Annotated in this window: 25 protein-coding genes; 2 read left to right on the top strand and 23 right to left on the bottom strand. The window is 47.4% G+C overall.

Translation table 11 applies throughout. The features are described from left to right. Nucleotides 1–41: 41 nt before the first annotated feature. The 7 genes from A1359_RS21185 to A1359_RS21155 form a co-directional block, all read right to left on the bottom strand. The gene (locus tag A1359_RS21185) at nucleotides 42–410 is read right to left on the bottom strand and encodes a hypothetical protein (RefSeq protein ID WP_066988136.1); all 369 of its coding nucleotides are present in this window, start codon (nucleotides 408–410) and stop codon (nucleotides 42–44) included. 153 nt (nucleotides 411–563) lie between these two features. Next, on the bottom strand, nucleotides 564–1133 hold the full coding sequence (locus tag A1359_RS21180) for a HupE/UreJ family protein (RefSeq protein ID WP_066988133.1): 570 nt from the start codon (nucleotides 1131–1133) through the stop codon (nucleotides 564–566). A 144-nt stretch (nucleotides 1134–1277) separates the two neighbouring features. Then, on the bottom strand, nucleotides 1278–1763 hold the full coding sequence (locus tag A1359_RS21175; RefSeq protein ID WP_066988131.1) for a hypothetical protein: 486 nt from the start codon (nucleotides 1761–1763) through the stop codon (nucleotides 1278–1280). Between the two features lie 18 nt (nucleotides 1764–1781). Next, on the bottom strand, nucleotides 1782–2411 hold the full coding sequence (locus A1359_RS21170; RefSeq protein WP_066988129.1) for a hypothetical protein: 630 nt from the start codon (nucleotides 2409–2411) through the stop codon (nucleotides 1782–1784). Next, nucleotides 2408–2800, bottom strand: coding sequence for a copper resistance CopC family protein (locus tag A1359_RS21165; RefSeq protein ID WP_232322441.1), 393 nt, complete (start codon nucleotides 2798–2800; stop codon nucleotides 2408–2410). The genes A1359_RS21170 and A1359_RS21165 overlap by 4 nt, the downstream gene beginning before the upstream one ends. 8 nt (nucleotides 2801–2808) lie before the next feature. Then, entirely contained in the window at nucleotides 2809–3216 is a 408-nt protein-coding gene (locus A1359_RS21160) for a hypothetical protein (RefSeq protein WP_066988125.1), read from the bottom strand. A gap of 13 nt (nucleotides 3217–3229) precedes the next feature. Further along, entirely contained in the window at nucleotides 3230–3808 is a 579-nt protein-coding gene (locus tag A1359_RS21155) for a hypothetical protein (protein WP_066988123.1), read from the bottom strand. Nucleotides 3809–3990: 182 nt separating this feature from the next. Here A1359_RS21155 and A1359_RS21150 point away from each other — a divergent pair, with 182 nt between their 5' ends. Together A1359_RS21150 and A1359_RS21145 are read left to right on the top strand one after the other, a co-directional pair. Continuing rightward, nucleotides 3991–4374, top strand: coding sequence for a hypothetical protein (locus A1359_RS21150; protein ID WP_066988121.1), 384 nt, complete (start codon nucleotides 3991–3993; stop codon nucleotides 4372–4374). A 534-nt stretch (nucleotides 4375–4908) separates the two neighbouring features. After that, nucleotides 4909–6093: an LBF_2804 family protein gene (locus A1359_RS21145; RefSeq protein WP_066988119.1), complete on the top strand. Its 1185-nt coding sequence runs from the start codon at nucleotides 4909–4911 to the stop codon at nucleotides 6091–6093. A 30-nt stretch (nucleotides 6094–6123) separates the two neighbouring features. Here the strand turns inward: A1359_RS21145 and rfaD are convergent, their stop codons facing one another. From rfaD to A1359_RS21065, 16 genes are all read right to left on the bottom strand, one after another. Beyond that, entirely contained in the window at nucleotides 6124–7068 is a 945-nt protein-coding gene (rfaD, locus tag A1359_RS21140) for an ADP-glyceromanno-heptose 6-epimerase (RefSeq protein WP_066988117.1), read from the bottom strand. Nucleotides 7069–7072: 4 nt separating this feature from the next. Continuing rightward, a complete protein-coding gene (gene rplI / locus A1359_RS21135; RefSeq protein WP_066988115.1) occupies nucleotides 7073–7519 on the bottom strand; it encodes a 50S ribosomal protein L9 in 447 nt (148 codons plus the stop codon). 46 nt (nucleotides 7520–7565) lie between these two features. After that, on the bottom strand, nucleotides 7566–8477 hold the full coding sequence (locus tag A1359_RS21130) for a YybS family protein (RefSeq protein ID WP_066988112.1): 912 nt from the start codon (nucleotides 8475–8477) through the stop codon (nucleotides 7566–7568). A 23-nt stretch (nucleotides 8478–8500) separates the two neighbouring features. Then, nucleotides 8501–8731 carry a 30S ribosomal protein S18 gene (rpsR, locus tag A1359_RS21125; protein ID WP_066988110.1) on the bottom strand — a complete coding sequence of 77 codons (231 nt, stop codon included), beginning with the start codon at nucleotides 8729–8731 and terminating at the stop codon, nucleotides 8501–8503. Between the two features lie 25 nt (nucleotides 8732–8756). Beyond that, nucleotides 8757–9197, bottom strand: a complete 441-nt coding sequence (gene rpsF, locus A1359_RS21120) for a 30S ribosomal protein S6 (RefSeq protein ID WP_066988108.1) — start codon at nucleotides 9195–9197, stop codon at nucleotides 8757–8759. A gap of 166 nt (nucleotides 9198–9363) precedes the next feature. Further along, the gene (locus A1359_RS21115; protein WP_198159426.1) at nucleotides 9364–10392 is read right to left on the bottom strand and encodes a M14 family metallopeptidase; all 1029 of its coding nucleotides are present in this window, start codon (nucleotides 10390–10392) and stop codon (nucleotides 9364–9366) included. 226 nt (nucleotides 10393–10618) lie between these two features. Beyond that, entirely contained in the window at nucleotides 10619–12049 is a 1431-nt protein-coding gene (locus A1359_RS21110; protein ID WP_066988106.1) for a glutamate--cysteine ligase family protein, read from the bottom strand. A gap of 197 nt (nucleotides 12050–12246) precedes the next feature. After that, complete coding sequence (locus tag A1359_RS21105; RefSeq protein WP_066988104.1) at nucleotides 12247–13662, bottom strand: flagellar hook-length control protein FliK; 1416 nt, start codon at nucleotides 13660–13662, stop codon at nucleotides 12247–12249. Nucleotides 13663–13688: 26 nt separating this feature from the next. Next, nucleotides 13689–14141, bottom strand: a complete 453-nt coding sequence (fliJ, locus tag A1359_RS21100; RefSeq protein WP_066988103.1) for a flagellar export protein FliJ — start codon at nucleotides 14139–14141, stop codon at nucleotides 13689–13691. Next, complete coding sequence (gene fliI / locus A1359_RS21095) at nucleotides 14138–15487, bottom strand: flagellar protein export ATPase FliI (protein ID WP_066988101.1); 1350 nt, start codon at nucleotides 15485–15487, stop codon at nucleotides 14138–14140. The genes fliJ and fliI overlap by 4 nt, the downstream gene beginning before the upstream one ends. Continuing rightward, nucleotides 15484–16212 carry a flagellar assembly protein FliH gene (locus A1359_RS21090; RefSeq protein ID WP_066988099.1) on the bottom strand — a complete coding sequence of 243 codons (729 nt, stop codon included), beginning with the start codon at nucleotides 16210–16212 and terminating at the stop codon, nucleotides 15484–15486. The genes fliI and A1359_RS21090 overlap by 4 nt, the downstream gene beginning before the upstream one ends. After that, nucleotides 16199–17209 (bottom strand): flagellar motor switch protein FliG, encoded by a 1011-nt coding sequence (fliG, locus tag A1359_RS21085; RefSeq protein ID WP_066988097.1) that lies wholly within the window; start codon nucleotides 17207–17209, stop codon nucleotides 16199–16201. Before fliG ends, A1359_RS21090 begins: the two co-directional genes overlap by 14 nt. Next, nucleotides 17202–18947 (bottom strand): flagellar basal-body MS-ring/collar protein FliF, encoded by a 1746-nt coding sequence (gene fliF / locus A1359_RS21080; RefSeq protein WP_083960755.1) that lies wholly within the window; start codon nucleotides 18945–18947, stop codon nucleotides 17202–17204. The genes fliG and fliF overlap by 8 nt, the downstream gene beginning before the upstream one ends. A 19-nt stretch (nucleotides 18948–18966) precedes the next feature. After that, on the bottom strand, nucleotides 18967–19278 hold the full coding sequence (gene fliE, locus A1359_RS21075; RefSeq protein WP_066988138.1) for a flagellar hook-basal body complex protein FliE: 312 nt from the start codon (nucleotides 19276–19278) through the stop codon (nucleotides 18967–18969). A 67-nt stretch (nucleotides 19279–19345) separates the two neighbouring features. Further along, complete coding sequence (locus tag A1359_RS21070; protein WP_066988095.1) at nucleotides 19346–20734, bottom strand: sigma-54-dependent transcriptional regulator; 1389 nt, start codon at nucleotides 20732–20734, stop codon at nucleotides 19346–19348. Beyond that, the gene (locus A1359_RS21065; RefSeq protein WP_066988093.1) at nucleotides 20721–21929 is read right to left on the bottom strand and encodes a sensor histidine kinase; all 1209 of its coding nucleotides are present in this window, start codon (nucleotides 21927–21929) and stop codon (nucleotides 20721–20723) included. Before A1359_RS21065 ends, A1359_RS21070 begins: the two co-directional genes overlap by 14 nt. Nucleotides 21930–22435 lie beyond the last annotated feature (506 nt).

Below are 22435 nucleotides of genomic sequence, written 5' to 3'. Positions count from 1 at the left end.
GGATTTAAGGGCGCTTACGTATTTTCTACCGCTTAATTTCCCTATTCGAAATTGGGTAGGTTTGCAAAAAGTTCTCTGGCATTTTTCAAGTCTTGTTCCGCTCCGGAGAAATCAGACTTTTTTGTTAAGTTTCTGGCGTTTTTCAATTTAATATTGGCTTTATCACGTTCGAACTCATATTTATAGCTCGCACTCAGGTCGCCGGCCGTTTCGGAGGCTTCCTTAATCAACGACGCTATTGCTTTAGAATCCCCTGCAGGGATGGCATCCAAAGCAGCTTGAATTTTGCTGTCGACCTCGACAAGTATTTCAGCGTTACTTTTTTTAGCTTCTTTCGCAAATGTTGAACCTGAAAGGCCCAGCATTGAAAAAAACAGGATGAAAGTGATAAAAATTTTCTTAAGTGGCATAGACTGACTCTTTATTAAGTGATTTATTTTGTTGATTAATGTGCTGTTGGTATGGTTGTTAATTTCAGTTTTTGACCTACTCCTTATGATGAATGAATGTCGCATAAATTTTCACAATTAACCTTTTGCTTAGACTGCTGACAAATCGAAACATTACTGCTCAGATATTCTGCCCATAAATTGAGCACTATTTTTTGGCGCGAAACGATCAATCAGTGATCTTATGGCTATACCCACTGTGATCAATGCCGCTGTTGCCAAAGCAAAGCCAGCTGTATAAGCGAGGCCATTGCGATCTAACCAAATATCATAGGCATGCACATAACCATGAAATAAAGCAAGATTACCCACCACCAATACAGCGAACAGTGAGGATACTTTATGACCTGAAATCAATATCAATCCGAGCGTTATAACGGATAGATTCATGATGGTTTCGGTATTCGCAATCTCGACAGGGATGAGGGTCAAGCCAACACCCATCAGTATTAAAGAAACAAAAATAGCTATCATCAGCTTGGGCGTTCGCCTGTTTGCTTGAGATATCCAGAAACCAACGATCAGCATGGTAATAATGTGGTCGGAAGCTGACAAGGGATGGATCAAGCCACTCAGAAAACCAATCGATTCGCTTGACCAGTGCATAGGGTGCGCCTCAGCAATAATAGGTTGTACTATTGCCATTAAACTAAACATTTGAAAATATCTTGCTTTGCCTTTCATCACTGTCTCCTAGCTTTATTGCTAAAGTTTAATCAAAAATCGGTTCATTACATGGCGTACATTTTGTAATCGACTGCTGGATAAGCTTTCTTGTCTTTTTGGATAGACTGCGCTGCGATCCTGTTCTCCAGGTTGACTTGGTTTTTAGTTTGCTAGTCCGAATGCCTGATTGGCAAACGGGTTAAAGGTTGGCCTAGTCACGCGGTTAAACCCGAAATCGGTTACTTGATGGCACGCGTTGCAGCCTGCCGTCAAGTCGTCATAACGCTGGGTGAAAGCTGGTAAATTTTTGTCTTTGATCGCTTGTTCGAGTCCTGTCAGTGGTTGATCCATGTATTGGGCGATCAATTCCGGAATAGGCTGTTTGATTTGCTTGTGAGTGCGGTGATATGTGGCGGCATCCTCAAAACCTTCAAGCAATTCATCCACTTCATAAGCCGCCAAATCCCAATTTTTGGCCTGCCCGGCAAACCACAATTTGGCATGGCGAGCCGCGCTTTGCGCCATGATTTCACCCAAGCCGGGCGTGAAGTAAGTATGCTCTTGTTCGGCTGGCTGATGACAAGCACAAGCCGCCAACAGAGTGGCTACACCTAGAGCCAGACCAAATCGAATAACGGTTGATTTCATGCTAAATTCCTTTGATGGCTAAAATTTGCTTGAGTGTGCAGATTCAGCCGATTGCGGCTTGAGCAGCCGTGGCACGCAGTAAGCTGCTGCGGCAACGATGAGACCGATGATACTAAACAGTATCAACAGGCCGTTTTGTCCGCCGGACTGTTCAGCGACCAACGCTACGGTTATCGGTATATGCAAGGCACTGACTTCTGGTGGCGTATGCAGGTCGGTATCGTCGACCATTAGCACCGCCTGATATTTGCCGGCGGTTTTGAAATCGACCATGGTCGATAGTACGCCTTGTTTAGCGATAGCCATCGGCAGTTCGGCGACGGTTTGCCCGTCTTCACGCAGAATTTTTAATGCCACCGGTTTTTTGCGCAGATCCAGATCGAGCAAATCGATGCTGATTTGGGTTTTACCGGTAGCCGGCAGGTCTATGCATTCGGCTTCCGGCAGACTTTTGCTGTCTTTGGCTTGGTTTGGCGCTACCTGATAGCCGGCAAAATTAACCACGTAATAGTCATTGGTTTGCATGCAGCCATACATGTCGTAACTGCCGCCAGCGCCTTTGCGATTGCCACCCAGAGGCACAGAGGCAACTGTTTGGCCGACTGTGACAAGTAAGGTGAAGATTAGGAAAGCACGGGCAGTGTTCATGGCTGCACCTCAGCGCCGGCTGCTTGACCTGTGATGGAGAATTTCGATACGCCGCTGACGATCAGACCATCTTCGGTCACCACCCGATAACGCAGGGCATAAGGTCCAGGCGATAGTGGTTTTGTGGTGGCGGTTAAACGATGACGTTCGCCAAGCACTAGCCGGGTATCGGCGTTGTCGACGCGATTACCCTTAGCGTCTACCACGACTACCGATGGGGAGCGCTCGCTGACATTACCGCTAAACCACAGCTTGACGATACCGTCAAAACTGGCGACTTCGGCATTATTTTTAGGGTCGGATTTCAGGAGTACGCCTTCCGCGTGACCGATCGGGCTGAAGATTAACAGCAATAAGGCCGATAAAGATTTAGCAGCAATTTTTCTCATAATGAAAATTAATGTATCCCGAATAGACCAGCGACAAACAACACAATAGGGTCAGACAATGGATGAAAAAATCCCAGCGTAATAACAGCCAGACTGACGACAAAAAACCGGGTCCAAGCTTGTAAAGACAAATCCTGTTTCCGCCATAAGAAATGAAAAATCAGCCAGCTACCTAGCCAGACCATCAAGGCTAAAGTTTCCTTGCCAGAGTAGGAACCTATGCTACCGTCAGGCCCGCTTCCGGTCGATCCCGGTATCCAGTGCCCATAAGCATGCACAATGTTGTCCAGTTCCCTGCTCAATCTGGAAATATGATGGCTGATCATTAAGGTTGAAAACGCCAATAATAATGACAAACTGGCGGCGACTACCGGGCCGGAATGCAGTGCTTGCTGATTGTCTGCTGGGTTTTGCATACTAAGCTCCCGATTAAACGAAACGTAATTTGGCTAACACAAGACCCGCCGCGAATCCCAGCAGTAAAAAGCTCCATGACACCAGAATGGTGATGCCGACAAAGCGGGTAATATCGCGGCGATATTGAATCGGCATGCCGTAGTAATACAGCGTGAAGGTGGCGGCCAGCATTAAAGGGAAAGGGAACAAGGAAACAAATTCCTTGAACTCCATCAGTACGTTATGAAAATTAGGTACGTGGGCCAGTATCCAGTCGCGCGGCCCATCCTGACCGCGATAGCGCATGTAAATCCAGTTACCGCTAATGGCGCCTGTTAAATTTAATAGGGTGGCGATCAATACCCAGCGACGTAGGGATTCCAATCGGACATGCATACCTTTGAGTAACGGAATCGCTCTGTGGGTGAGGTAAGTGCCAATGACGATGGCCAATATCGCACTAACGCCATGAATCCCCGCTTTCAGGTTGTAGTCGGTCGGATAAAAGAAATTGGCGGCAGGCAGCAGCAATAACAATGTCAAAGCAATTGCTACTTGGCTACGAATGACGATTTTGCTGAAATGATCGTGTATGTATTCGCCTGCGTGCATGAAGACCTCAAAAATAAGTGTTAAATCAAAAATCCAGGCACATCGAGGTGGTTGTCACGATCGGTGTGCGTAAAGCCTTGGGTTATAATTTTCCTTCCACTAACAATAAGAAAATAAAGTAGCCTCACTTTGGAACGTTTTGCTACCTCTCTCAGTGACGCTCTGGCCGACGATTTCGATCAATGGATCAACACCCGACAGTGCATCACCACGCTGTCATACGTTTACAATCACCAACGAATCTGGCCGAACGCCTGACCGCTCATCAGCACCAAGCGCATGACCTGGTGGTTTCAACCATGCATCTGCATCTCGATCACGATGACTGCCTGGAAACCTTATTTCTACGCGGCTTCACGCCGCAAATCCGTAACTTTGCCGAAAAAGTCGCCGCAGAAACCGGTGTCCGACATAGCGCGCTTAATCTGATTCCCATACCACACGCATTTTCATCCCCACAGTTAGGTAAAAGTGTCGTCTTTGCTGGGTTTCAGTATGCTGCAGGCAAGTCTGCCAACGTCAGAAGTATGAATTATTTATTTATTGTCATACATAATAAGGCGTGATGTCTAGTCTGTTTTCAAAAAAATATGATCCTCTTGGTCACTGACAGCACGTTACATGGAGTGAGAGGCACTAATGTCGGTCAGCATAGAACAGCCTGGCTTATTGCTGGCATCCTGTGCTTAGTGGCGATTATTATGAATTTTTAATAAATTGTAAGAACAATAGCGCTTGGTTTTATGGGCCAACTTTGAAGCCCGACTGTCCAGAGGGCTGTACTTTGTTTTGAGCGAACATAGCGCTAAGACTTATTGGATCATTTGTTTGTATTTGTTCCGTTTTTTTTGGAAATAAAGGGTATCTTGTCAAACGGCTTTGAAATCGTGGAAATTATGCAAAGCTCGTGAACGAAATAGTGGCACCCAAACCAGAGTACTTCTCGCTCACTGCAATTCCAAACTGGTTAACCAATCTAGCTGGGTGTAAGTCACGCCAATTCGAAAACCTTGACTCTGTTGCTTCCCGCGCACCACTGCAACAGATCTATGGTACAAAGTGACTCATAAAAGTTTTGCGTTGAACACAAGAGGCCAAATATGTCTACACCCGCTGAAGCCAGCTCAAAATCGACTGATCTCAAAGAAGAAACACCCGGTTTTCTAGAGCGTATCGGCGTTAGATATTACCGCTACCTGTCAAAAAAATATGGCACCTCCGGGTTAAAAAACGTTGCCATCGATGACTTACCACCAGATAACACGTTAACCACCCTGGCCAGCAATATTACTGCTTTTGCGGCTGTCATCGGCTTCGGCATAGGCGGCTTGACCACTTTTGTCACAATCTGGGTCGAGTGGACTTATCAGGCCAGTATGGAGACGATACCTTACTATTTGCTATACGGTTTTACCCTGGCTGTAATGCTGATACTGGAAATGGCAGTACTGTTTTGGCTGGGTTTAAAAACGGTTTACAGTCTGGCTTGTTTGAGCGGGCACAACCAGTCTAACCAGGGCGTTGTCTTACCGGGTGACGATGAAGTACCAAATTTGCTGGCGAGGGCCGCATTGGAAGTGCCAGATCCGGTGATTCATTATTTGGGTATCGATCCGCTGAAACACCTTTCCAAATCCAAGCTGCTGTTAGTGACGTTTTTATATAAAGCCAAAGTCATCCTCAGCACAGTACTGGTGAAATTCATCTTGGTGCGCTTAGTCGGCAAAGGCGAAGTTCGGCTTGCCGTCAGCTGGCTGGGTGTGCCAATCACTGGGTTTTGGGATGCCTTCACACTGTATAAAGTCGCTCGTGAAGCCAGGCTGCGTTTATTCGGCAATAAGCTTGCCGAACATATCGTCAATAATCTGCTGACCGATGAATTTATTGAGCAGCTCAGCCCCAAGTGCCGGGAAGGCGCTATCAGAGCCGTTGCGACCATGATGGTATTGGCACAAAACTACCACCCCAACATGTTGATGCTGTTAGTCAAGCTGTGTAATAAATTTAAGATTGATCAGCGTTGCGAATATGACAATTGGGAGGACTTTTTAGCACTATTAGATCAAGTCGAAACCCATGAACGCTATTTTTTACTGGATTTACTTTGCGTGTCGGCCGCTTTCGACGGTCATTTGTCGCGCCTGGAACGACACCATTTGCCCGAAGCCTTTAAAGAATTAACCGATGTATACATGGCGCGCAGCGAAGTATTAACCAAACAACTAATGAATGGGCAATTACACGCTGCAAAAGAATCTTGCACCTTGGATTTTGTGCCCGGCTAGGGATTTGTGTAAGCGAAAATACTGCGGAATTTAGCGGTTCAACCACTCCATATACAGCTGCACGCCCTGTTCGACCGTTTTAAACGGCTGGTCGCAACCGGCTGCGCGCAGATTGTCGAGATTGGCTTCGGTAAAACTTTGATAGCAGCCTTTCAGGTGCTCTGGGAAAGGAATGTATTTGATCTGGCCGCGCTGGTGATAGTTGATCACCGCATTAGCAACGTCGTTAAAGGTCTGGCTACGTCCGGTGCCGCAATTGTAAATACCGGAGACTTGCGGGTTGTCCATGAACCACAGATTGATATCCACTACGTCGCCGACGTAGACGAAATCGCGGCGTTGTTCGCCGTTACCGTAGCCATCGCAACCCTCGAACAGCTTAAGCTCGTCGGATTCCTTGATCTGATTGTTCAAATGGTAGGCAACGCTAGCCATGCTGCCTTTATGGAATTCTCGCGGACCGTAGACATTGAAATAACGTAAACCCACCACTTGCGCGGTTAGTTTATGCAGATGTCTGCGTAGATATTGATCGAATTGAAACTTGGAATAACCGTACACATTCAACGGACCTTCGTAAGCCAAATCTTCCTTAAAAGTCGGATCGGCGCCGTAAGTGGCTGCGCTGGATGCGTAAATAAACGGGATTTTGTGGCTTTGACAATAATGAAACAGAATTTTGCTGTATTCATAATTGTTGTCCATCATGTAACGACCATCCCACTCAGTGGTGGTTGAGCAAGCGCCCTGATGAAATATGGCTTCTATGGTTTCGGCGGGAAATACACCTTGCTGGAGTTTTTCCAGAAAGGTGCTTCTGTCCATATAATCCGCAATCCGACAATCGACCAGATTTTTGTATTTGACCCCATTGGTCAAATGATCGACTACCAAAATGTCATCGTAACCGCGGGCATTTAAACCCAGTATCAGGTTACTGCCTATAAAACCGGCACCGCCGGTCACGATGATCATGGGCTTACTCTGAAACGATTTTGATCGGCAACGTAACAATCACATCGGTATGCAGGTTGATCGCGATGTTGTATTCACCCACTTGGCGAATAACGCCAGTTGGCATGCGCACATCGCTTTTTTCTACCTTAACGCCAGCCGCAGTAATCGCTTCAGCGATATTTTGGGTGCCTACAGAACCGAACAAACGGCCTTCATCGCCGGTTTTATGCGCGATAGTGATGCTCAGTTTGCTGATGGCTTCACCACGTGCAGTTGCCGCAGCTAATTTTTCTGCAGCATGTTTTTCCAGCTCAGCGCGACGTTCTTCAAACTCTTTGATTTTGGCAACTGTGGCTTTGGCCGCCTTGCCTTGTGGAATCAAATAATTTCTGCCATAACCTGACTTAATGGTGACTCTGTCACCCAGATCACCCAGGTTTGCTATTTTTTCAAGAAGTATAACTTCCATCTTTATCTACCTCGTTAATCGACCAATTGTCGAATGAAGGCTGCATTTAGTCAGCCGTTTTATTTGAAATTTTATTTCGTAAGTTCAGCCAGCTATCGGTCAATCCACATATAGCAATAATCACCATCACATGCGGAATCAATATCAGGGTCAGATACAGCAGTGGCACCATAAATCGACTGCCTTTCATCTGCGCGAAGCAAGCATGCAGCACTGCAGTACCAATAAAGGTATACAGCACAAACAATACTAATAGCGTATTCCAGCTTATCTCGGCGACAACACCGGACGATAAACCAGCCACCGCAACCAATATCATAGTGGCAATTGCCAGCTGTTTATGCCCTTTCAATGCTAAAAACTCGGCTTTGAATCCACCGGGATTATAGAGCGCCGATTGCCACCATCTGGCTAGAAACAAGCCAAACAACAAGCCGTAAACACTACCGGCAGCAATAGCCCCAGTCATAAAGTGGGCGAAAACTTGCGCTGTTTGTTTGATTTGCTCGACAGGCACATCAGGTTTTGCTTCCAGCATCGGCTGCATCATCGCAGCTAACACCGTACCCCAAAGTTGCGCCGGTTGCGGTTGATAGATATAAAAACCCAACACAGCTGCTATGCCCAGCAATACAGCAATTTCAATCGCCACACCCAGGTGTTTACCTTCGCGCAACACAATGGAAATCAGCCATACCGGCATCCACAATACCAAGCCGTAAAGCAAGGCAAACTGGTAACCAATTTTCAAGAAGACACTCAATACTGCTGCTGCTAAACAACCGCACAGCAACACATACAAACCTTCTTTACCACCCCGTCGCAAAGTAACCAATGCCACCGAGGCCGAACTTACGATACTAACCGGAGGAAACGCCAATGACAGCAATGCCAAAGCCGCTGCAACCGTCATGGCTTGCAACCTGCCCTTCATGATGTAAGCTGCCAGAAATTGCACGACGGCTCTCCGGATAACCTAAATTATTTGTGTGCGTCGCAGAACGGTATCAGCGCCAGAAAACGTGCTTGTTTAATCGCTGACGTTAACTGTCTTTGATATTTCGCACTGGTGCCAGTGATACGGCTAGGGATGATTTTGCCAGTTTCGGTGATGAATTCACCCAGCAAATCAATGTCTTTATAATCGATGATGGTTGCATCTTCACCGCTGAAGCGGCAGCCTTTTTTACGTCTAATGTTATTACGTGCCATGATAACTCTCTTGATTCAATACGGATTATTCGGATTCAGTTTCAACTTCTGTTTCAGTAGCAGCATCCTCAGTTACTTCCACTTCTGAATCACTTACCTCTTCTTCAACTTCTTCTTTAACGCGGCTAGCGGATTTTTGACCATCGTTGCCACTGGTGGCAATCACTGAAGGCTCGGTGATCGCTTCTTTTTGCAGCAAAGTTTGGCTACGCAAGATCGCATCGTTGAAACGGAAACCACTTTCCAATTCTTCAAGAGTCGCTTGATCGCATTCGATATTCATCAACACATAGTGTGCTTTATGAATTTTTTTAATGGGGAAAGCCAGATGTCTACGACCCCAGTCTTCCAGGCGGTGAATTTTGCCAGCAGCATCTTCGATAGTAGCTTTATAACGTTCAATCATGGCAGGTACCTGAGCACTTTGATCAGGGTGTACCAAGAAGACGATTTCATAATGACGCATGATTTCTCCTTACGGTTTTAAAAGCCTCCCACTCGCACGAGTGGTGAAGCAAGGATTTGGGATGGAATACCCCAAAAGCCGACCATTATAAAATCCGACCAGGCTATATTGCAAAGTTCTTTTTAACAAAGGCTTAAATACTGGGTTTTACGGCATCCAACTACCTTCAAATAATCAATCTCTCCATCAAATAACACAAGCAATCCTGCCGAATCACACGCTGATTCAATGTCAACATCGACGGCATGGTCGACTTAGTAATTTGTAACTGACCTGCCACCAATTCGAAAAACTGCTCCGTAATGGGGTTGCCATCATTATCCCTGGCAATCAGTGGCATGCGCCCGCCTTTAACCTCACCTAATACCGTACCGGCCTGAATTTCGGTAAAATTCATGCGTTCTAATTCCTGATTCAGCGCCAAATCAACCTCGTCACCGTTAAAACCAAAACTGATTTTCTCATCCACCATTACCTGCGCCACTGTATGGTAAATATCTACATCCTGCCTGGCGACCGGTTGCGCTGGAAATTCATGTAGATGCAGACAACTGTCTATGAACTGAAACGCATGCTCAACACCGTAAGGCTGATCCGGACGCCCGCACTCCAGCGTCACAGCCGGACAAAACTCTGCAAACGCACCAGATTGCACGCCCTTGGGATGGGTGAAATACACTAACAAACGTCCGAACAGCAGCCCTAAATGCAAAAAAGCTTCATCCAATTTATTGACGCAGGCGTAATGCGGATTCAAGCCGGTATTATTATGCACATCGATACTGGCAAACACATGCCGCTGTTGCATCACCTGACATATCTGTTTGGCCCATTCGGTTTCCGGCGACGGCGGTAAAGGCGTACCCGGCCAGATGCGATTAAAGTCAGGCTGATGATCCAGCCGCCGCATATTAAAGCGCGCAGCCTGGGTGTTACCAAAAAACAAAGTCAAATTTCTTGGCAAGGCTTGCTCTTGATATTTTTGCAACAACTTTTGCACCGCCAAAAACCCAGTTGGCTCGTTACCGTGCAACAACACTGACACGAACAAAGTTTCCTGACTCTTGCCGGACAGATGAAATAATGAAGGCTCGGGGATTAGGCGGTGCAGATGCTCAACGGAAATATCCAGCAGACCGTCGGGTAGAGAGTCGAATTGTTTTAGCACCATATTACTGACTAGAATCGATTGCATGATTGATTTGGCTTTTGACTTTACTCAATTCTATCGCGATTTTGAGGCCTATAAAAAATAGGCTAACAATATGATCGTTCCCTGCATAAAATAACGTTTTAGGCACCGAATATGGATTCCTATGATTTAGCCATCTAGGCTGCCGGGATAAACCTAATGAGTACACAAACGAGAACAGGTGTTTCCGACGTAACGATCAAATCTCCCAAACACCACTGCACCCGGCTTATACACCCCAACTCGCAACCGCCTCCCCTCGTCGTTGCTGCTGCAAGTAAAGCTTAGTCAAACCGGTAAATTCGCCGGGATTGTGTTGGATAAACCGCCGCTGCCAGGCACTACCTGTTTGCTGGTTTTCGATGCGCTGACGGATAATGTCCAAATAGACATTAATATCACCCGCATCGATACCCAGCGCCAGCAACCCTTGCTCAGCACGCAACATCAGTTCGTTTTTGATTAAGGCGTTCAACCGCAGCTTTTGTTCGCCAAACCAGATAATATGACTATCCAGTCCATGGCGTGCAGCCTGATAAAAATTATCCTTGGCTTGAGTAAAACTTAAATCCGCCCGCCCAGCCGCTCTTTCATCCGCTAAATTTTTTACCAAGCCATAAAAAAACGCCGCATTAGCAATCGCATCCAATACGGTTGGCCCGGCGGCCGGCACCCTGTGTTCGATGCGAATATGCGGGGTGCCGTCCTCATCAAAACCCACCAAAGGCCGATTCCAGCGCCAGATGGTGCCGTTGTGCAATCTCAAATGGGAAAATAGCGCTGGATCGTCATCAAAGGTTTCCGGCAGCAGCACCGGGAAATGCTGCAAATTTTCGACAAAACATTCCATGATCGATTGGCGGGCAAAGTCAGAGCCAAAACTAACCCGATACAAAGGCCCTTCAGCCACACCTTGATATCCGCCCAAAGCAATTGCTTGTTCGAACATGGGGATACGCGTTTCAGCCCAGAGATCTTTAGCAAATAAATATGGTGCATTGGCACACACCGCCACCATAGCGGCAGATGCGATGATAGAGGCATTATAAAAATGATGCGCCACACTCAATGGGCATTGAATATGTAATTGAAAGGATGTGGTGGCCGCTTCCAGCATCACATCATGATGCTCAACTTTTAAATGCTCGTGCCCGCAAATATCCAGCAAAATGGGCTTACCGCGCGTTTCCAGCACCCGCTTGTTCAATACCTGGTAACGGTTCAGGTTAGACATATTGCCTAGATTAAGCTCATGCTGCTGCAGAGTCGGCAAGGTGCCTATCATCAGCAGATTCAGGCCCATTTGCCGAGCATGTTGTTCGGCTTGCAGCCAGGTACTGCTAAGATCTTGATGCATGTTGGCAAACACATCACCCGTTAGCCGCACAGGTGGCGTGTTCATTTCCACATTGAATTTAGCCAGCTCCGGGCAGGCCATAGGATGATTAAACGATTGCAGATAGCTTTCGTTCAGCGGAGCCGGCCGCATGTCATCATGCAATAGCCAGGCTTCGATTTCAAACCCGGCTACCGGCAATATCTCTGAGCAAACGCCATTCTGAATGAATTTGCCTAGCAACTCGGTTTCAGCGGTCAGCCGTTGATGAAAGCGCCGATAGTCGGCATCTTGATAGGCCGTAGTTTTAATTTCTTGCCCCATGCTCAACAACCTACAATTCGCCTGGAAAGCGATAGATAGTATGTGGCTTTCACCAGCAAGGTCAATGTTGTTAATGATCGACTAAAGATTGAGCAAGGATTTTCTTTCCTAGACCCTGGCAAAGGCTTCCGCTTGGAGTGCAAACCTAGGTTTGCACTCCAAAATATAAGTTGGCAGACCTTGCTACCAAATAAATATCAGGCAAAAAGACTCAACAAACCATTCGTGGCAATCGCTCTACCCGCTTCAATTTCATCCACGATATTCTGCGCTTCGTTGCCAGTGCCAGTAGAAAGCGGGTCAACTTCGGCTCGCTGACGCTGGCCTTGTTCGCTGGCCATCTGGAAAAAATCCCTGGCTTGTTGCTTTTGATCCGACTGTTGCTGGGAAACATTAACTTCAACCAGATTTAATTGCTGACCACCCAACATTTCCCGCAATTTAGGTATCGCCGCTTCGATAGCTTCTTTTACCGCCAAATTCTGCGCGGTGAATGCGACAGTAGCTTGATCCTGGCTCATATCGATTTTGACCAAAATGGGTCCCAGATGCTCAGGATTTAGCCTCAACTCGACAGATGGCATAGATTGTTTATGCATCCAGATCAATTTGTCACCTAATTCCTGGCGCCAGCCTGGATCGGCAAAATGTTTAACCAGTGTCGATTGATTGGCGGGCACAGTCGCCGCTGCTTCACTACGCAGCACATTATTCATTCGAGAAATATCAGCCGTAATACTACTAGGCGAAGATTTATTGGCCTCACTATTATCCGCCACCTCATCCAGCTGACTTAAAGCTGTCTCAGACTGTAAGTCCAGCGCCGCTTTATCCTGCTGTGATTTGCTATTGGCATTATCACGCGCCATCATGGCACTGATGCTGCGATCGAACTCCAAACCGGTATCATCAGGATTGGTAATTGTGGCGTCAATTTTGGCAGTTTGAGCTTGAGATTCCTGACTCAGTACAGCTGTCGGTTTTTTGGCATCGACCAGCAAGCCGGATGCATCAACACTATCACTCAGCTGTTCTGCAATCTCCGCTTGCGGCACAACAATCGGCATGGGATTGAGCATAGCCGCTGCTTGATCGGATTCTGCCTGTAAAGATTGAGTCGTATCAGCTTCACTATCAACAACCTCCACTAAGGAGGCGGTTGTCGGCGCTTGAGAATCCGTTTCCAGCTGTTGTAATTGCTGCAACACACCAGCCAGGGTTTGCAAAGTGTCTTCAAGGTCTATCTCTGAATTAGCTTTATTTACCAGCGGCAAGTCTATGTCTAAATTGGCTTTATTTGCCAGCGGCAAGTCTATCTGTGAATTGGCCTTATTTGCCACCGGCAAGTCTTTTCCGAATAAAGCGGCAAAACTTTGCAAGCCTTGCTGCAGATCACCGCCTGCGGCGGCCTCTTCCATCCAGGATTGAATCCCTGCCAAATCCGGGCCAGCGGCATCAGAGCCCAAACTGCTTTGCAGCAAGCCGAGTTGCTGCATTAGAGCCGATCCAAAGCCAGCTTCATCACCCGTTACGGCGGATAAGCCTTGCTGTAAATTGCCAACTTTTTCTGAACCCGACAACAAAGACAGTAAATTCACACCTTGGATATTCATAATAGCTCTCCTAAACTTCCCTTACGTCAAGCATTTTCAATGCCACTCTTTCTGGCAGACCGAGCTGCCCTGGCATCCTGCTCGTTCTGTTCCAGCTTATTTTCCAGCTTTAACTCTTCGGCGACGGCCATTTGGCCTAGTCTTTCCATACTTTTGCTACGTTGATGACAATCTTCCCATTTTATGCGTGAGCGCTGATACTCGCGCTCCTTCACCACCACAGCCTGCCGCTGACCATCTATGGCTTTATCCAGCTTATCTGCAAAGGCGCGAAACTCCAGCAATTGACTCACATTCATACCTATCTGTTGCCGCTCGGCAAGCTTTGTCAGATATTCCTGGTGATAGGTTTTTAAATGTTCCAATTGAGCTTGTTGCTCCTGAAGTTGTTGTTGACTGCGACCCAAGATTTGCAAGGCTTCTTTTTCTTGCCGCGCATGCAAATCGATAATAGTTTTTAGACGTTGTGATCGTTTCATGGACTAGCCAATAGCTCAGACAACTCATGTAGACTGCGACTCATATCGACTGCCTCATCCATATCCTGTTGCAAAAAATCTAAAATAGCCGGGTTTTTAGCGATAGCTTTATCAATGCGCGGATCAGAGCCAGCACGGTATGCTCCTACGCTGATCAAATCTTTGTTTTGTTGATAGGTTGAATACATTCGACGCAATTCTCTCGCCATTTTTAAATGTTCGCTTTCGACAACATCCGGCATCACCCGGCTGATGGAAGCCTCGATATCGATAGCCGGATAATGGCCAGATTCCGCCAGATTTCTCGACAAAACCACATGCCCATCCAATACACCACGTGCGGCATCGGCAATTGGATCGTTGTTGTCATCACCTTCTGTCAGTACAGTGTAAAAAGCCGTAATCGACCCTCCGTCGACGTCTCCGTTGCCGGCCCGTTCCACCAATTGGGGTAGCTTGGCAAATACCGAAGGCGGATAACCTTTGGTGGCTGGCGGCTCGTCAATGGCCAACGCAATCTCTCGATAGGCTTGGGCATAACGCGTCAAAGAATCCATTAACAGCAGTACATCCAAACCCTGGTCACGAAAATATTCTGCAATACTGGTAGCACGCAAAGCGCCATGCACTCGCATCAGCGGCGAGTCGTCAGCCGGCGACGCCACCACTACGGCGCGCTTCAGACCTTCTTCACCCAGGATTTTCAAGACAAACTCATTAACCTCACGGCCCCGCTCACCTATCAAGCCCACCACAACGACATCGGCGGTAGTGAACTTGGTCATCATGCCTAACAACACACTCTTTCCAACGCCAGTACCCGCAAACAAGCCCATCCGCTGGCCACGTCCAACGCTCAGCACTGCATTAATCGCTCTGACGCCAACATCTAGCGACTCGCGTATCGGTTTTCTAGCCAAAGGATTGATGGTGACGCCGGCCAGCGATACGTTAGCGTCTGTATTCAATGGACCTTTGCTATCCAGCGGCTTGCCTGCACCATCAATCACTCGCCCTAACAAACCAAACCCAACTGAGGCCAGACTGTTCTTACCCAGCGGAATCACTCGGCAGCCGGGATCTAAACCATGCGTGTCGCCGGTAGGCATCAAAAATACCCGCCCGGCTGAAAAACCCACCACTTCCGCATTGATACTTTTACCGCTTTTAGTCAGCACTTGACACAATGAACCGATCGCCGCCCGGCAGCCTTCGGCTTCCAGTGTTAATCCCACCATGCGGGACAACTTACCCTCGACGACCAGTTCAGGCGCCTCACGCAGCCTTTCTCGATAAGGTTTTAATCGTTCCAGCCACAAAGCATTACGATCAGCTGCCGGCATCATCGCGGCGTATCCTGTTGCCGCTCGCCACCCAATGCCGTCGCCACAACGGCGGCCAAGCGTTTTTCCAAGGTGGCGTCAACAGCCGAAATATCTGTTTCAATCGTGCAACCACCACGGGTAATCAATGGATTATCCTGTAAACGCCAAGGCGGAGGATTTTCATCCAACTTCAGCATCGAGCGTACCAAGTCAGCATCATCGGGATGTAAATTTAAGGTGATTTTTTGCGACGCCAATGGCAATACGTTCACGGCTTCTCTGATAACGGCAATAATTTGGCCGGGATCGAGTTTTATTTCCCGACGTATGATCTGACTAGCAATAGCAATCACCAATACAACCAGTTCGTTTTCCACTTCCTGATCAAGCTGCTGGAAAGGAGCGGCTAACGTTTCCAATAACTGATTAAGTTGCGATACCTGAGTCTGCAACAAATGCTGACTTTCTTCATAGCCGGTTTTGTTTCCTGCCTCAACACCCTTGATATGGCCTTCATCAAAGCCTTGTTTCAAACCCTGTTCAAAGCCCTGCTGGCGACCTTGTTCGAAAGCTTCGGCATAAGCCTGCTTTTGCATGTCCTCGATTTGCTCGACCGTCAACACTTGAGTGGCGTCGGCTTCTTCGACATTTTCCGAGCGTGGTGCACCAAAATTTTCCAGATCAGTCCAGGTATTTAACGCCTCCAGTTCAGCCGGGGAAAATCTTGTTCCCTTAGACGAAGTCATCACCACCACCACCGGCCAATGCTAACTCACCGGCATCGGCCAATCGCTTGGCAATCGACAAAATATCTTTTTGTGCAGCTTCAACCTCGCTGAGTCGCGCAGGTGGTGCCGCTTCCAGGTCGTCACGCAACATGTCGGCCGCACGCCGGGACATATTGGCAAAAATCTTATCTCGCAACGCAGCATCGACACCTCGCAAGGCCAATAACAATTGATCGGTGGATACTTCCCGCAACAAGGTTTGAATACCTCTGTCGTCGACATTGATCAAATCACCGAAGACGAACATTTTGTCCTGAATCCGTTGCGCCAAATCGGCATTGTTTTCGTTGATGTCCTGCATCATCGGATCGCTGATAGAGCTTTCGATGAAGTTGAGGATATTGGCCGCAGCGTCCACCCCACCGATTTGAGAAGATTTGACACCATCGCTACCGGTCAGCTGTTTCTCCATGATGTCATCCAACTCCCGTAAGGCAGCTGGTTGTACACCTTCCAGGGTGGCGATACGCATCAAAATATCAGAACGCATGCCTTGAGGCAGCAATGTCAGGACATCAGCTGCCTGATCAGGATCCAGCAAGGTCAGAATTATGGCGATGATCTGCGGATGCTCCAAACGAATCAAATCGGCAATCGAACGCGTATCCATCCATTTTAATTGTTCGATACCCTTACTATTAGCCCCCAGTAAAATCCGGTCTATGATGCTACCGGCCTTGTCGGCACCCAGTGCATTGGTCAGCATGTTGCGAATGTATTCATCCGAATCCATCCCCAAGCCGGTTTCGTTTTTGATTTCGATGATAAATTCTTCCAACACACCATCGACCATTTCGGAGGAAATCGGCCCCAATTGCGCCATGGTTCCGCCGATAGTTTGTACTTCTTTAGGCCCCATGTGCTTTAAAACCGCAGCGGCGCGCTCTTGCCCCACAGCCAGCAGCAATAAAGAGGCGCGTTCTGCATGCGTTAGGGTCGATTTAATTTCAGGCATTGTCTTTTAACCAGGTTTTAATGACTTGCGCGACCAGTTTTGCATCTTCATCAATCAATTTTTGCACGTATTCCAAGCGTTTTTCATAACTTTGTGGCGCTTCCAATAGTAACAAATCTTCAGCTGCCGCCGACAACCCCATCATTTCACCGGTTTCCTGATCTATTCTAACGGCAACAGGCTTACCATTTTCATCAAATCGTACGACACCACCGATGGCTTCGGCTTCTTTTTTGGCTTCCTCAAGGGCTTTGAGTTTTTCTTCTTCCTCTCTAGTGCCTAACAGCGTGGCAAAGACAGGCCGCAGTACTTTCAGGATTAAGAGTAACAACACCACAGCAGCGATCAGCAGCTTCAATACGTCCATGAACCAGGGTTTTTCCCAAATGGGTTCAGACACATCTTCCAAAGCCTCAGCAGCTTTAAATGCGACATTAGTGACTGTCACCTGATCACCACGACTACTATCGTAGCCAACCGCCTGTTTCACCAAATCGCGAAGTTGATTCAGATCTTCTTGCGAATAAGCTTGCTGGGTGAGATTGCCATCAACAGTGGCCCTTTTATCATCCACCACCACCGCCACCGACAAACGCCGCAAACTGCCGGTGGCCAAACGTGTGTGTGTAATGGTTTTATCCAGTTCGTAATTTCGGGTAGCACTTTTATTGACTGAACCTGATCCGGTTTGAGTGGCAGCCTGATTCTCTTGTCCACTAGTCACTTCCGGTGCCACGCCTGTTGGCGGAGGCTGGTTAGATAACGCGCCCGGCACCCCTTGCACTGCGGATAAGTCACTGCGATCTTCTTGAGTTTGTTCGCTACGCAGAGCCGGCAAATCCGGATTAAACATTTCCTGGGTTTTTTCGGTAACGGTAAAATCAACATCAGCCGAGATTTGCGCCCGCATGCCGTCGCCACCCACCAAGGGTGTCAAGATGTTTTCTATGCGACCGCGTAGATGCTCCTCAATATTTTTTTTGTATTCAAATTGTTTTGAGGTCAGTGAAATGTCTTCCGGGGTATCTTTGCTGTTCAGCAAGCGCCCCTTTTGATCGACTACCGTGACCTGACTGGCTTCCATCATGGGTACGCTGGAAGCGACCAAATGCACAATGGATTCAATCTGCTCCTTATCCAGTGTACGCCCTTGGTACAACTCCACTATCACTGACGCGCTAGGTTTTTTCCGCTCCCGCACAAATACCGACTGCACCGGCAATGCCAACAATATTTTGGCGGATTTGACATTTTGTATGGTTTGTATGGTTAGGGCAATTTCACCTTCCAGCGCACGCTGAAAACGCATCAACTCAACATTTTTACTGGCACCAAAGCCATTGTCTTTATCCAGTAATTCGTAACCCAAGCTCGTACTACGCGGCAAGCCTTGTGCGGCTAACTTGAGTTTAAGTTCACGCACATTGCCGGCCGGCACCATAATAGCGCCCGTCCCAGGATCGACTTTATAGTCCATCTCTAGTTTATTTAAGGCTTCTATAATTTCGCCGGCGTCTTTGTCGGCCACACCGGAAAATAATAAATCATAGCTGGGCGCCTGCGCCCAAAGTACCACGGCGATGCCTATGGCAATACTGACAGCCAAAGTCAGCATCAGACCGAGTTGCTGTCCAGTCGATAATTTCATCAGGTTTTTAACAACCGGATGCATTTTATCGCCTGGCCCGGACTGCTGAGGCTGGGCTTCTACTGGAAAATTATTGTTTGCTTCACTCATGGCTTAAAAGTATAGCGCTCTACATGGGCATGCTCATAACATCCTTGTAGGCATCAACCAATTTATTCCGCACTTGCAACATAGCCTGAAACGAAACATCAGCTTTTTGCGATGCAATCATCACCTCGGCCAGACTGACATCAGAACGACCGGTTTCGAAGGATGCAGCCAACTCGTTGGAGGTATTTTGTGCCTGATTGACGCTATCGATGGACTGCTTCAGCATCGCGGCAAAATCGCCGGAATCGTTACTGACCGCAGGTTTGTTTCCGGCTTCGATGGACATGGTCCGCATCTGAGCCAGCAGTTGATTGACATTGATTTCTGACATAATCATGACTCTTGCTAGTGTTTTTTATTAACAAGCATTTTTTGCGCCAACTTAAGGCTGCAAAGGCCTAGCAAGGCATAAATACGCCAGCCTCTTTCATACGGGCAATTTTATAACGCAGGGTGCGTGGACTGATACCGAGTTTTTCTGCGGTAGTTTTACGATTGCCGCGCGCTTCGTTAAGAATTTGCAGGATGATTTTTTCTTCCGCTGATCGTACGCCATCGCCCAAACTTTGCAAGGCACTTTCTTCGCTATTCTCAAGCACATAGGTTGACTCTACGGGCAAATCAATCGGCGTTTGAACACAATCAGCTTGATTCAATTGGACAAAATCATCGGTTTCAAACAACAAATCGTCCGCGGTCAGGCAATTACCAGTACACAAAATCAAGGCCCGTTGCATGACATTTTCCAATTCTCTGACATTACCCGGCCATTGATAAGCCAGCAATTTTGCGATTGCAGCCTGATCAAATCGATAATCAGCTTTACCGTGTCCATGTTTACTAAGTAACTCCAGCGCTAACGGCAAAATATCGCCGACTCGGTCGCGCAAAGGCGGCATACGAATCGGAAAAACATTTAAGCGGAAATATAAATCCTCCCGAAAACGGCCTTGTTGTACATAATCTTTTAATTTGCGATTGGTGGTTGCCAAAATTCTGACGTTTAGTTCAATCTTGCGCTGACTACCCAGTCGCTCGACTTCTTTTTCCTGCAACACCCGCAATAATTTGGCTTGCAGACCTAAATCCATCTCGGAAATTTCATCCAGTAACAGAGTGCCGCCCTGGGCCTGCTCAAACTTACCGGGCATGGATTGTATGGCGCCGGTAAATGCACCTTTTTCGTAACCAAATATCATGGCTTCCAGCATATTTTCCGGAATCGCCGCGCAATTGATAGCTTCGAAAGGACCGGCATGATAATGCGAATTCCTATGAATATAGCGCGCCAGCACTTCTTTACCAGTACCGCTTTCGCCTTCTATCAGCATGGTGACGCTGGTTTTAGCAACCTTAGTCGCCAAGCCATACAGCTTTTTCATCTGCGCATCCGCTACCACCCGCTCAAGCTCATGCTTAGGTTTGGCAGTAATCAAGTTAGCCACTTTATCGACCAAGGTTTTAGCCTCAAAAGGCTTGATCAGATAATCACTGGCGCCAGCTTGAATAGCCTCTACCGCCCTTGGAATGGTGCCGTATGCCGTCATCAACAACACCGGCAAGGTTTCAAATTTTTGCCGGACGTTGTTTAACAACTGCAAACCATCCATTACCGGCATTTGCACATCACTGACCACCAGGCCTACAGCATGCTTTTGTAACTGACTCAGGGCTTCGATACCGTTTTTGGCGGACATCACCCGATAACCTTCGATTTCCAAGGTATCGCATAAGGCTTCGGATAAAGCCATATCGTCTTCAACGATTAATACATCATACTGTTTCATAATGCTTCTCCTGGATGACCGGCACTACACCCGCCAAAGACAATCCCAATTCGGCTTCGCAAATCGGCAACGTTAAAACAAAGACACTGCCCTGGCCTAATTCAGACTGACATGTCACAGTACCTGCATGTGCTTTGACGACACTGTCCACCACCGCCAAGCCTAAACCGGTACCGTGGATTTTGGTGGTATAAAACGGCTCGAATAATTGCTTTTGCACAACTTGCGCTATCCCCGGCCCGTTATCCTGGATACGAATTTCAATACCTTGCACGCTTGATTCCACCTTCACACTAATAACGTCTGCGCCGGCTTCGACGGCATTGTTGATTAAATTTAATATCGCCCCACACAATGCATCTTCATTGCCAATTAAGGTCATTTCATCTACCTGACTATCGAGTAAAAACGCACCGTTAAAGCCTTCCATTCTGTCCTCAACATGTTTCAACAGATGCGTTAATGAAAAACCCTGCATAGCCAACCGCCCCTGCTTGGCATAAATCAACATGTCATTGACTTGCCGTTCCAGAAAGTGCAAGCGCTCCAAAATCTTTTCCGAAAATTGCTGCCGTTTAACCGCAACTAATTCAGGTTTGGTCATTTGTGAGGCATATAAAATAGCCGTGGCCAGCGGTGTTCTGACTTGATGCGCCAAACTGGCCACCATTTCGCCCATGGCCGATAAATGTTTTTGTTGTGCCAATGTGTCTTGCAAATTACGTAACTCACTGACATCCGATAACAAAATGATTTGTTCCGCGTTATTACTGAGATGATTAAGCACCAAATTCACGATCCGACCATCTTTGAGCTGCCTTTCGTGCGGCGAATCCGGCACCGGCAGCAAACGACGTGCAACCACTGTTTGCCACAACTGACCCAACAGCGGCTCTCCTAAAAACTGGATAGCCTGTTGGTTACAATCGATGATTTTGTTTTGAGCATTCAGCACGATGACGGCAGCCGGCAATGCTGCCAGTATTTGTTGTAAGCGACTGGCCAGTTTTTCCTTTTCGATTAAGGTAGTCAAACGCTCATTCCGAGCCGCCGCCAATTGACGATTCAGATTAGCGATCTGCTCCTGTAAACCCTGGTAAGACGAGGCAAGATTTTCGGACAGTTCGTTAAAAACCCGAAAGGCATCGGTCAGACGCTCGGTTTTTTGTTGATATTGTAGATTAGGTGTATTCATAGCTTAGGCTCTTTTACGCTACCTAGCTAATTAGCAACATTTGAGCCACAATTTTATTGACAGTATTTCAATGACTTAGAAAACGACAGCCGGGTTTTTGACGCCTCAACTGAGTGAGATACTCTTATAAAATGGGATTTAGTGGAATGACGGCGGCGCCAATAACAAAGACCGGACGGGATTTGTTATCCCGTTCGAACTATTTGCGGAATTGCAAAGTTGTTTTAAACGTTGAGGCCGGGGTTAGAAACCCCGGCCTGCTCAGTTCGGCCTTTGATTTCATTCGTTTCCCCATACCGGTGAACTTGGGCCAGCAAATGGCTCAAGGTTCAAACAGTAACGAATCACTAAGATGCCACACTCGATTGAAACAAGATGCTTGATGGAGTGCACGGTATAGCGCTTCGGTGAGGATGGTGAAGCAATTTTTCCAACATCGTCCAACCTATCCCAACCGATGTCATCGAAACGTTCACCCACCCTGACAGCTCACTGCCATTAAGTTA

The sequence above is a fragment of the Methylomonas lenta genome, from assembly GCF_001644015.1.
Classification (GTDB): Bacteria; Pseudomonadota; Gammaproteobacteria; order Methylococcales; family Methylomonadaceae; genus Methylomonas; species Methylomonas lenta.
This window is presented reverse-complemented; position numbering and strand designations above follow the sequence as displayed.

Bases quoted from the DNA above. Each gene is read 5' to 3' on its own strand.
- fliG (WP_066988097.1), bottom strand. From the start codon at position 17,209: ATGCCTGAAATTAAATCGACCCTAACGCATGCAGAACGCGCCTCTTTA.
- fliE (WP_066988138.1), bottom strand. From the start codon at position 19,278: ATGTCAGAAATCAATGTCAATCAACTGCTGGCTCAGATGCGGACCATG.
- A1359_RS21165 (WP_232322441.1), bottom strand. From the start codon at position 2,800: ATGAGAAAAATTGCTGCTAAATCTTTATCGGCCTTATTGCTGTTAATC.
- rpsF (WP_066988108.1), bottom strand. From the start codon at position 9,197: ATGCGTCATTATGAAATCGTCTTCTTGGTACACCCTGATCAAAGTGCT.
- A1359_RS21090 (WP_066988099.1), bottom strand. From the start codon at position 16,212: ATGACTTCGTCTAAGGGAACAAGATTTTCCCCGGCTGAACTGGAGGCG.
- A1359_RS21185 (WP_066988136.1), bottom strand. From the start codon at position 410: ATGCCACTTAAGAAAATTTTTATCACTTTCATCCTGTTTTTTTCAATG.
- rplI (WP_066988115.1), bottom strand. From the start codon at position 7,519: ATGGAAGTTATACTTCTTGAAAAAATAGCAAACCTGGGTGATCTGGGT.
- A1359_RS21110 (WP_066988106.1), bottom strand. From the start codon at position 12,049: ATGGGGCAAGAAATTAAAACTACGGCCTATCAAGATGCCGACTATCGG.
- A1359_RS21170 (WP_066988129.1), bottom strand. From the start codon at position 2,411: ATGAACACTGCCCGTGCTTTCCTAATCTTCACCTTACTTGTCACAGTC.
- A1359_RS21115 (WP_198159426.1), bottom strand. From the start codon at position 10,392: ATGCAATCGATTCTAGTCAGTAATATGGTGCTAAAACAATTCGACTCT.
- A1359_RS21175 (WP_066988131.1), bottom strand. From the start codon at position 1,763: ATGAAATCAACCGTTATTCGATTTGGTCTGGCTCTAGGTGTAGCCACT.
- fliI (WP_066988101.1), bottom strand. From the start codon at position 15,487: ATGATGCCGGCAGCTGATCGTAATGCTTTGTGGCTGGAACGATTAAAA.
- A1359_RS21145 (WP_066988119.1), top strand. From the start codon at position 4,909: ATGTCTACACCCGCTGAAGCCAGCTCAAAATCGACTGATCTCAAAGAA.
- A1359_RS21150 (WP_066988121.1), top strand. From the start codon at position 3,991: ATGGATCAACACCCGACAGTGCATCACCACGCTGTCATACGTTTACAA.
- fliJ (WP_066988103.1), bottom strand. From the start codon at position 14,141: ATGAAACGATCACAACGTCTAAAAACTATTATCGATTTGCATGCGCGG.
- fliF (WP_083960755.1), bottom strand. From the start codon at position 18,947: ATGAGTGAAGCAAACAATAATTTTCCAGTAGAAGCCCAGCCTCAGCAG.
- A1359_RS21160 (WP_066988125.1), bottom strand. From the start codon at position 3,216: ATGCAAAACCCAGCAGACAATCAGCAAGCACTGCATTCCGGCCCGGTA.
- rfaD (WP_066988117.1), bottom strand. From the start codon at position 7,068: ATGATCATCGTGACCGGCGGTGCCGGTTTTATAGGCAGTAACCTGATA.
- rpsR (WP_066988110.1), bottom strand. From the start codon at position 8,731: ATGGCACGTAATAACATTAGACGTAAAAAAGGCTGCCGCTTCAGCGGT.
- A1359_RS21065 (WP_066988093.1), bottom strand. From the start codon at position 21,929: ATGAATACACCTAATCTACAATATCAACAAAAAACCGAGCGTCTGACC.
- A1359_RS21180 (WP_066988133.1), bottom strand. From the start codon at position 1,133: ATGAAAGGCAAAGCAAGATATTTTCAAATGTTTAGTTTAATGGCAATA.
- A1359_RS21105 (WP_066988104.1), bottom strand. From the start codon at position 13,662: ATGAATATCCAAGGTGTGAATTTACTGTCTTTGTTGTCGGGTTCAGAA.
- A1359_RS21070 (WP_066988095.1), bottom strand. From the start codon at position 20,734: ATGAAACAGTATGATGTATTAATCGTTGAAGACGATATGGCTTTATCC.
- A1359_RS21155 (WP_066988123.1), bottom strand. From the start codon at position 3,808: ATGCACGCAGGCGAATACATACACGATCATTTCAGCAAAATCGTCATT.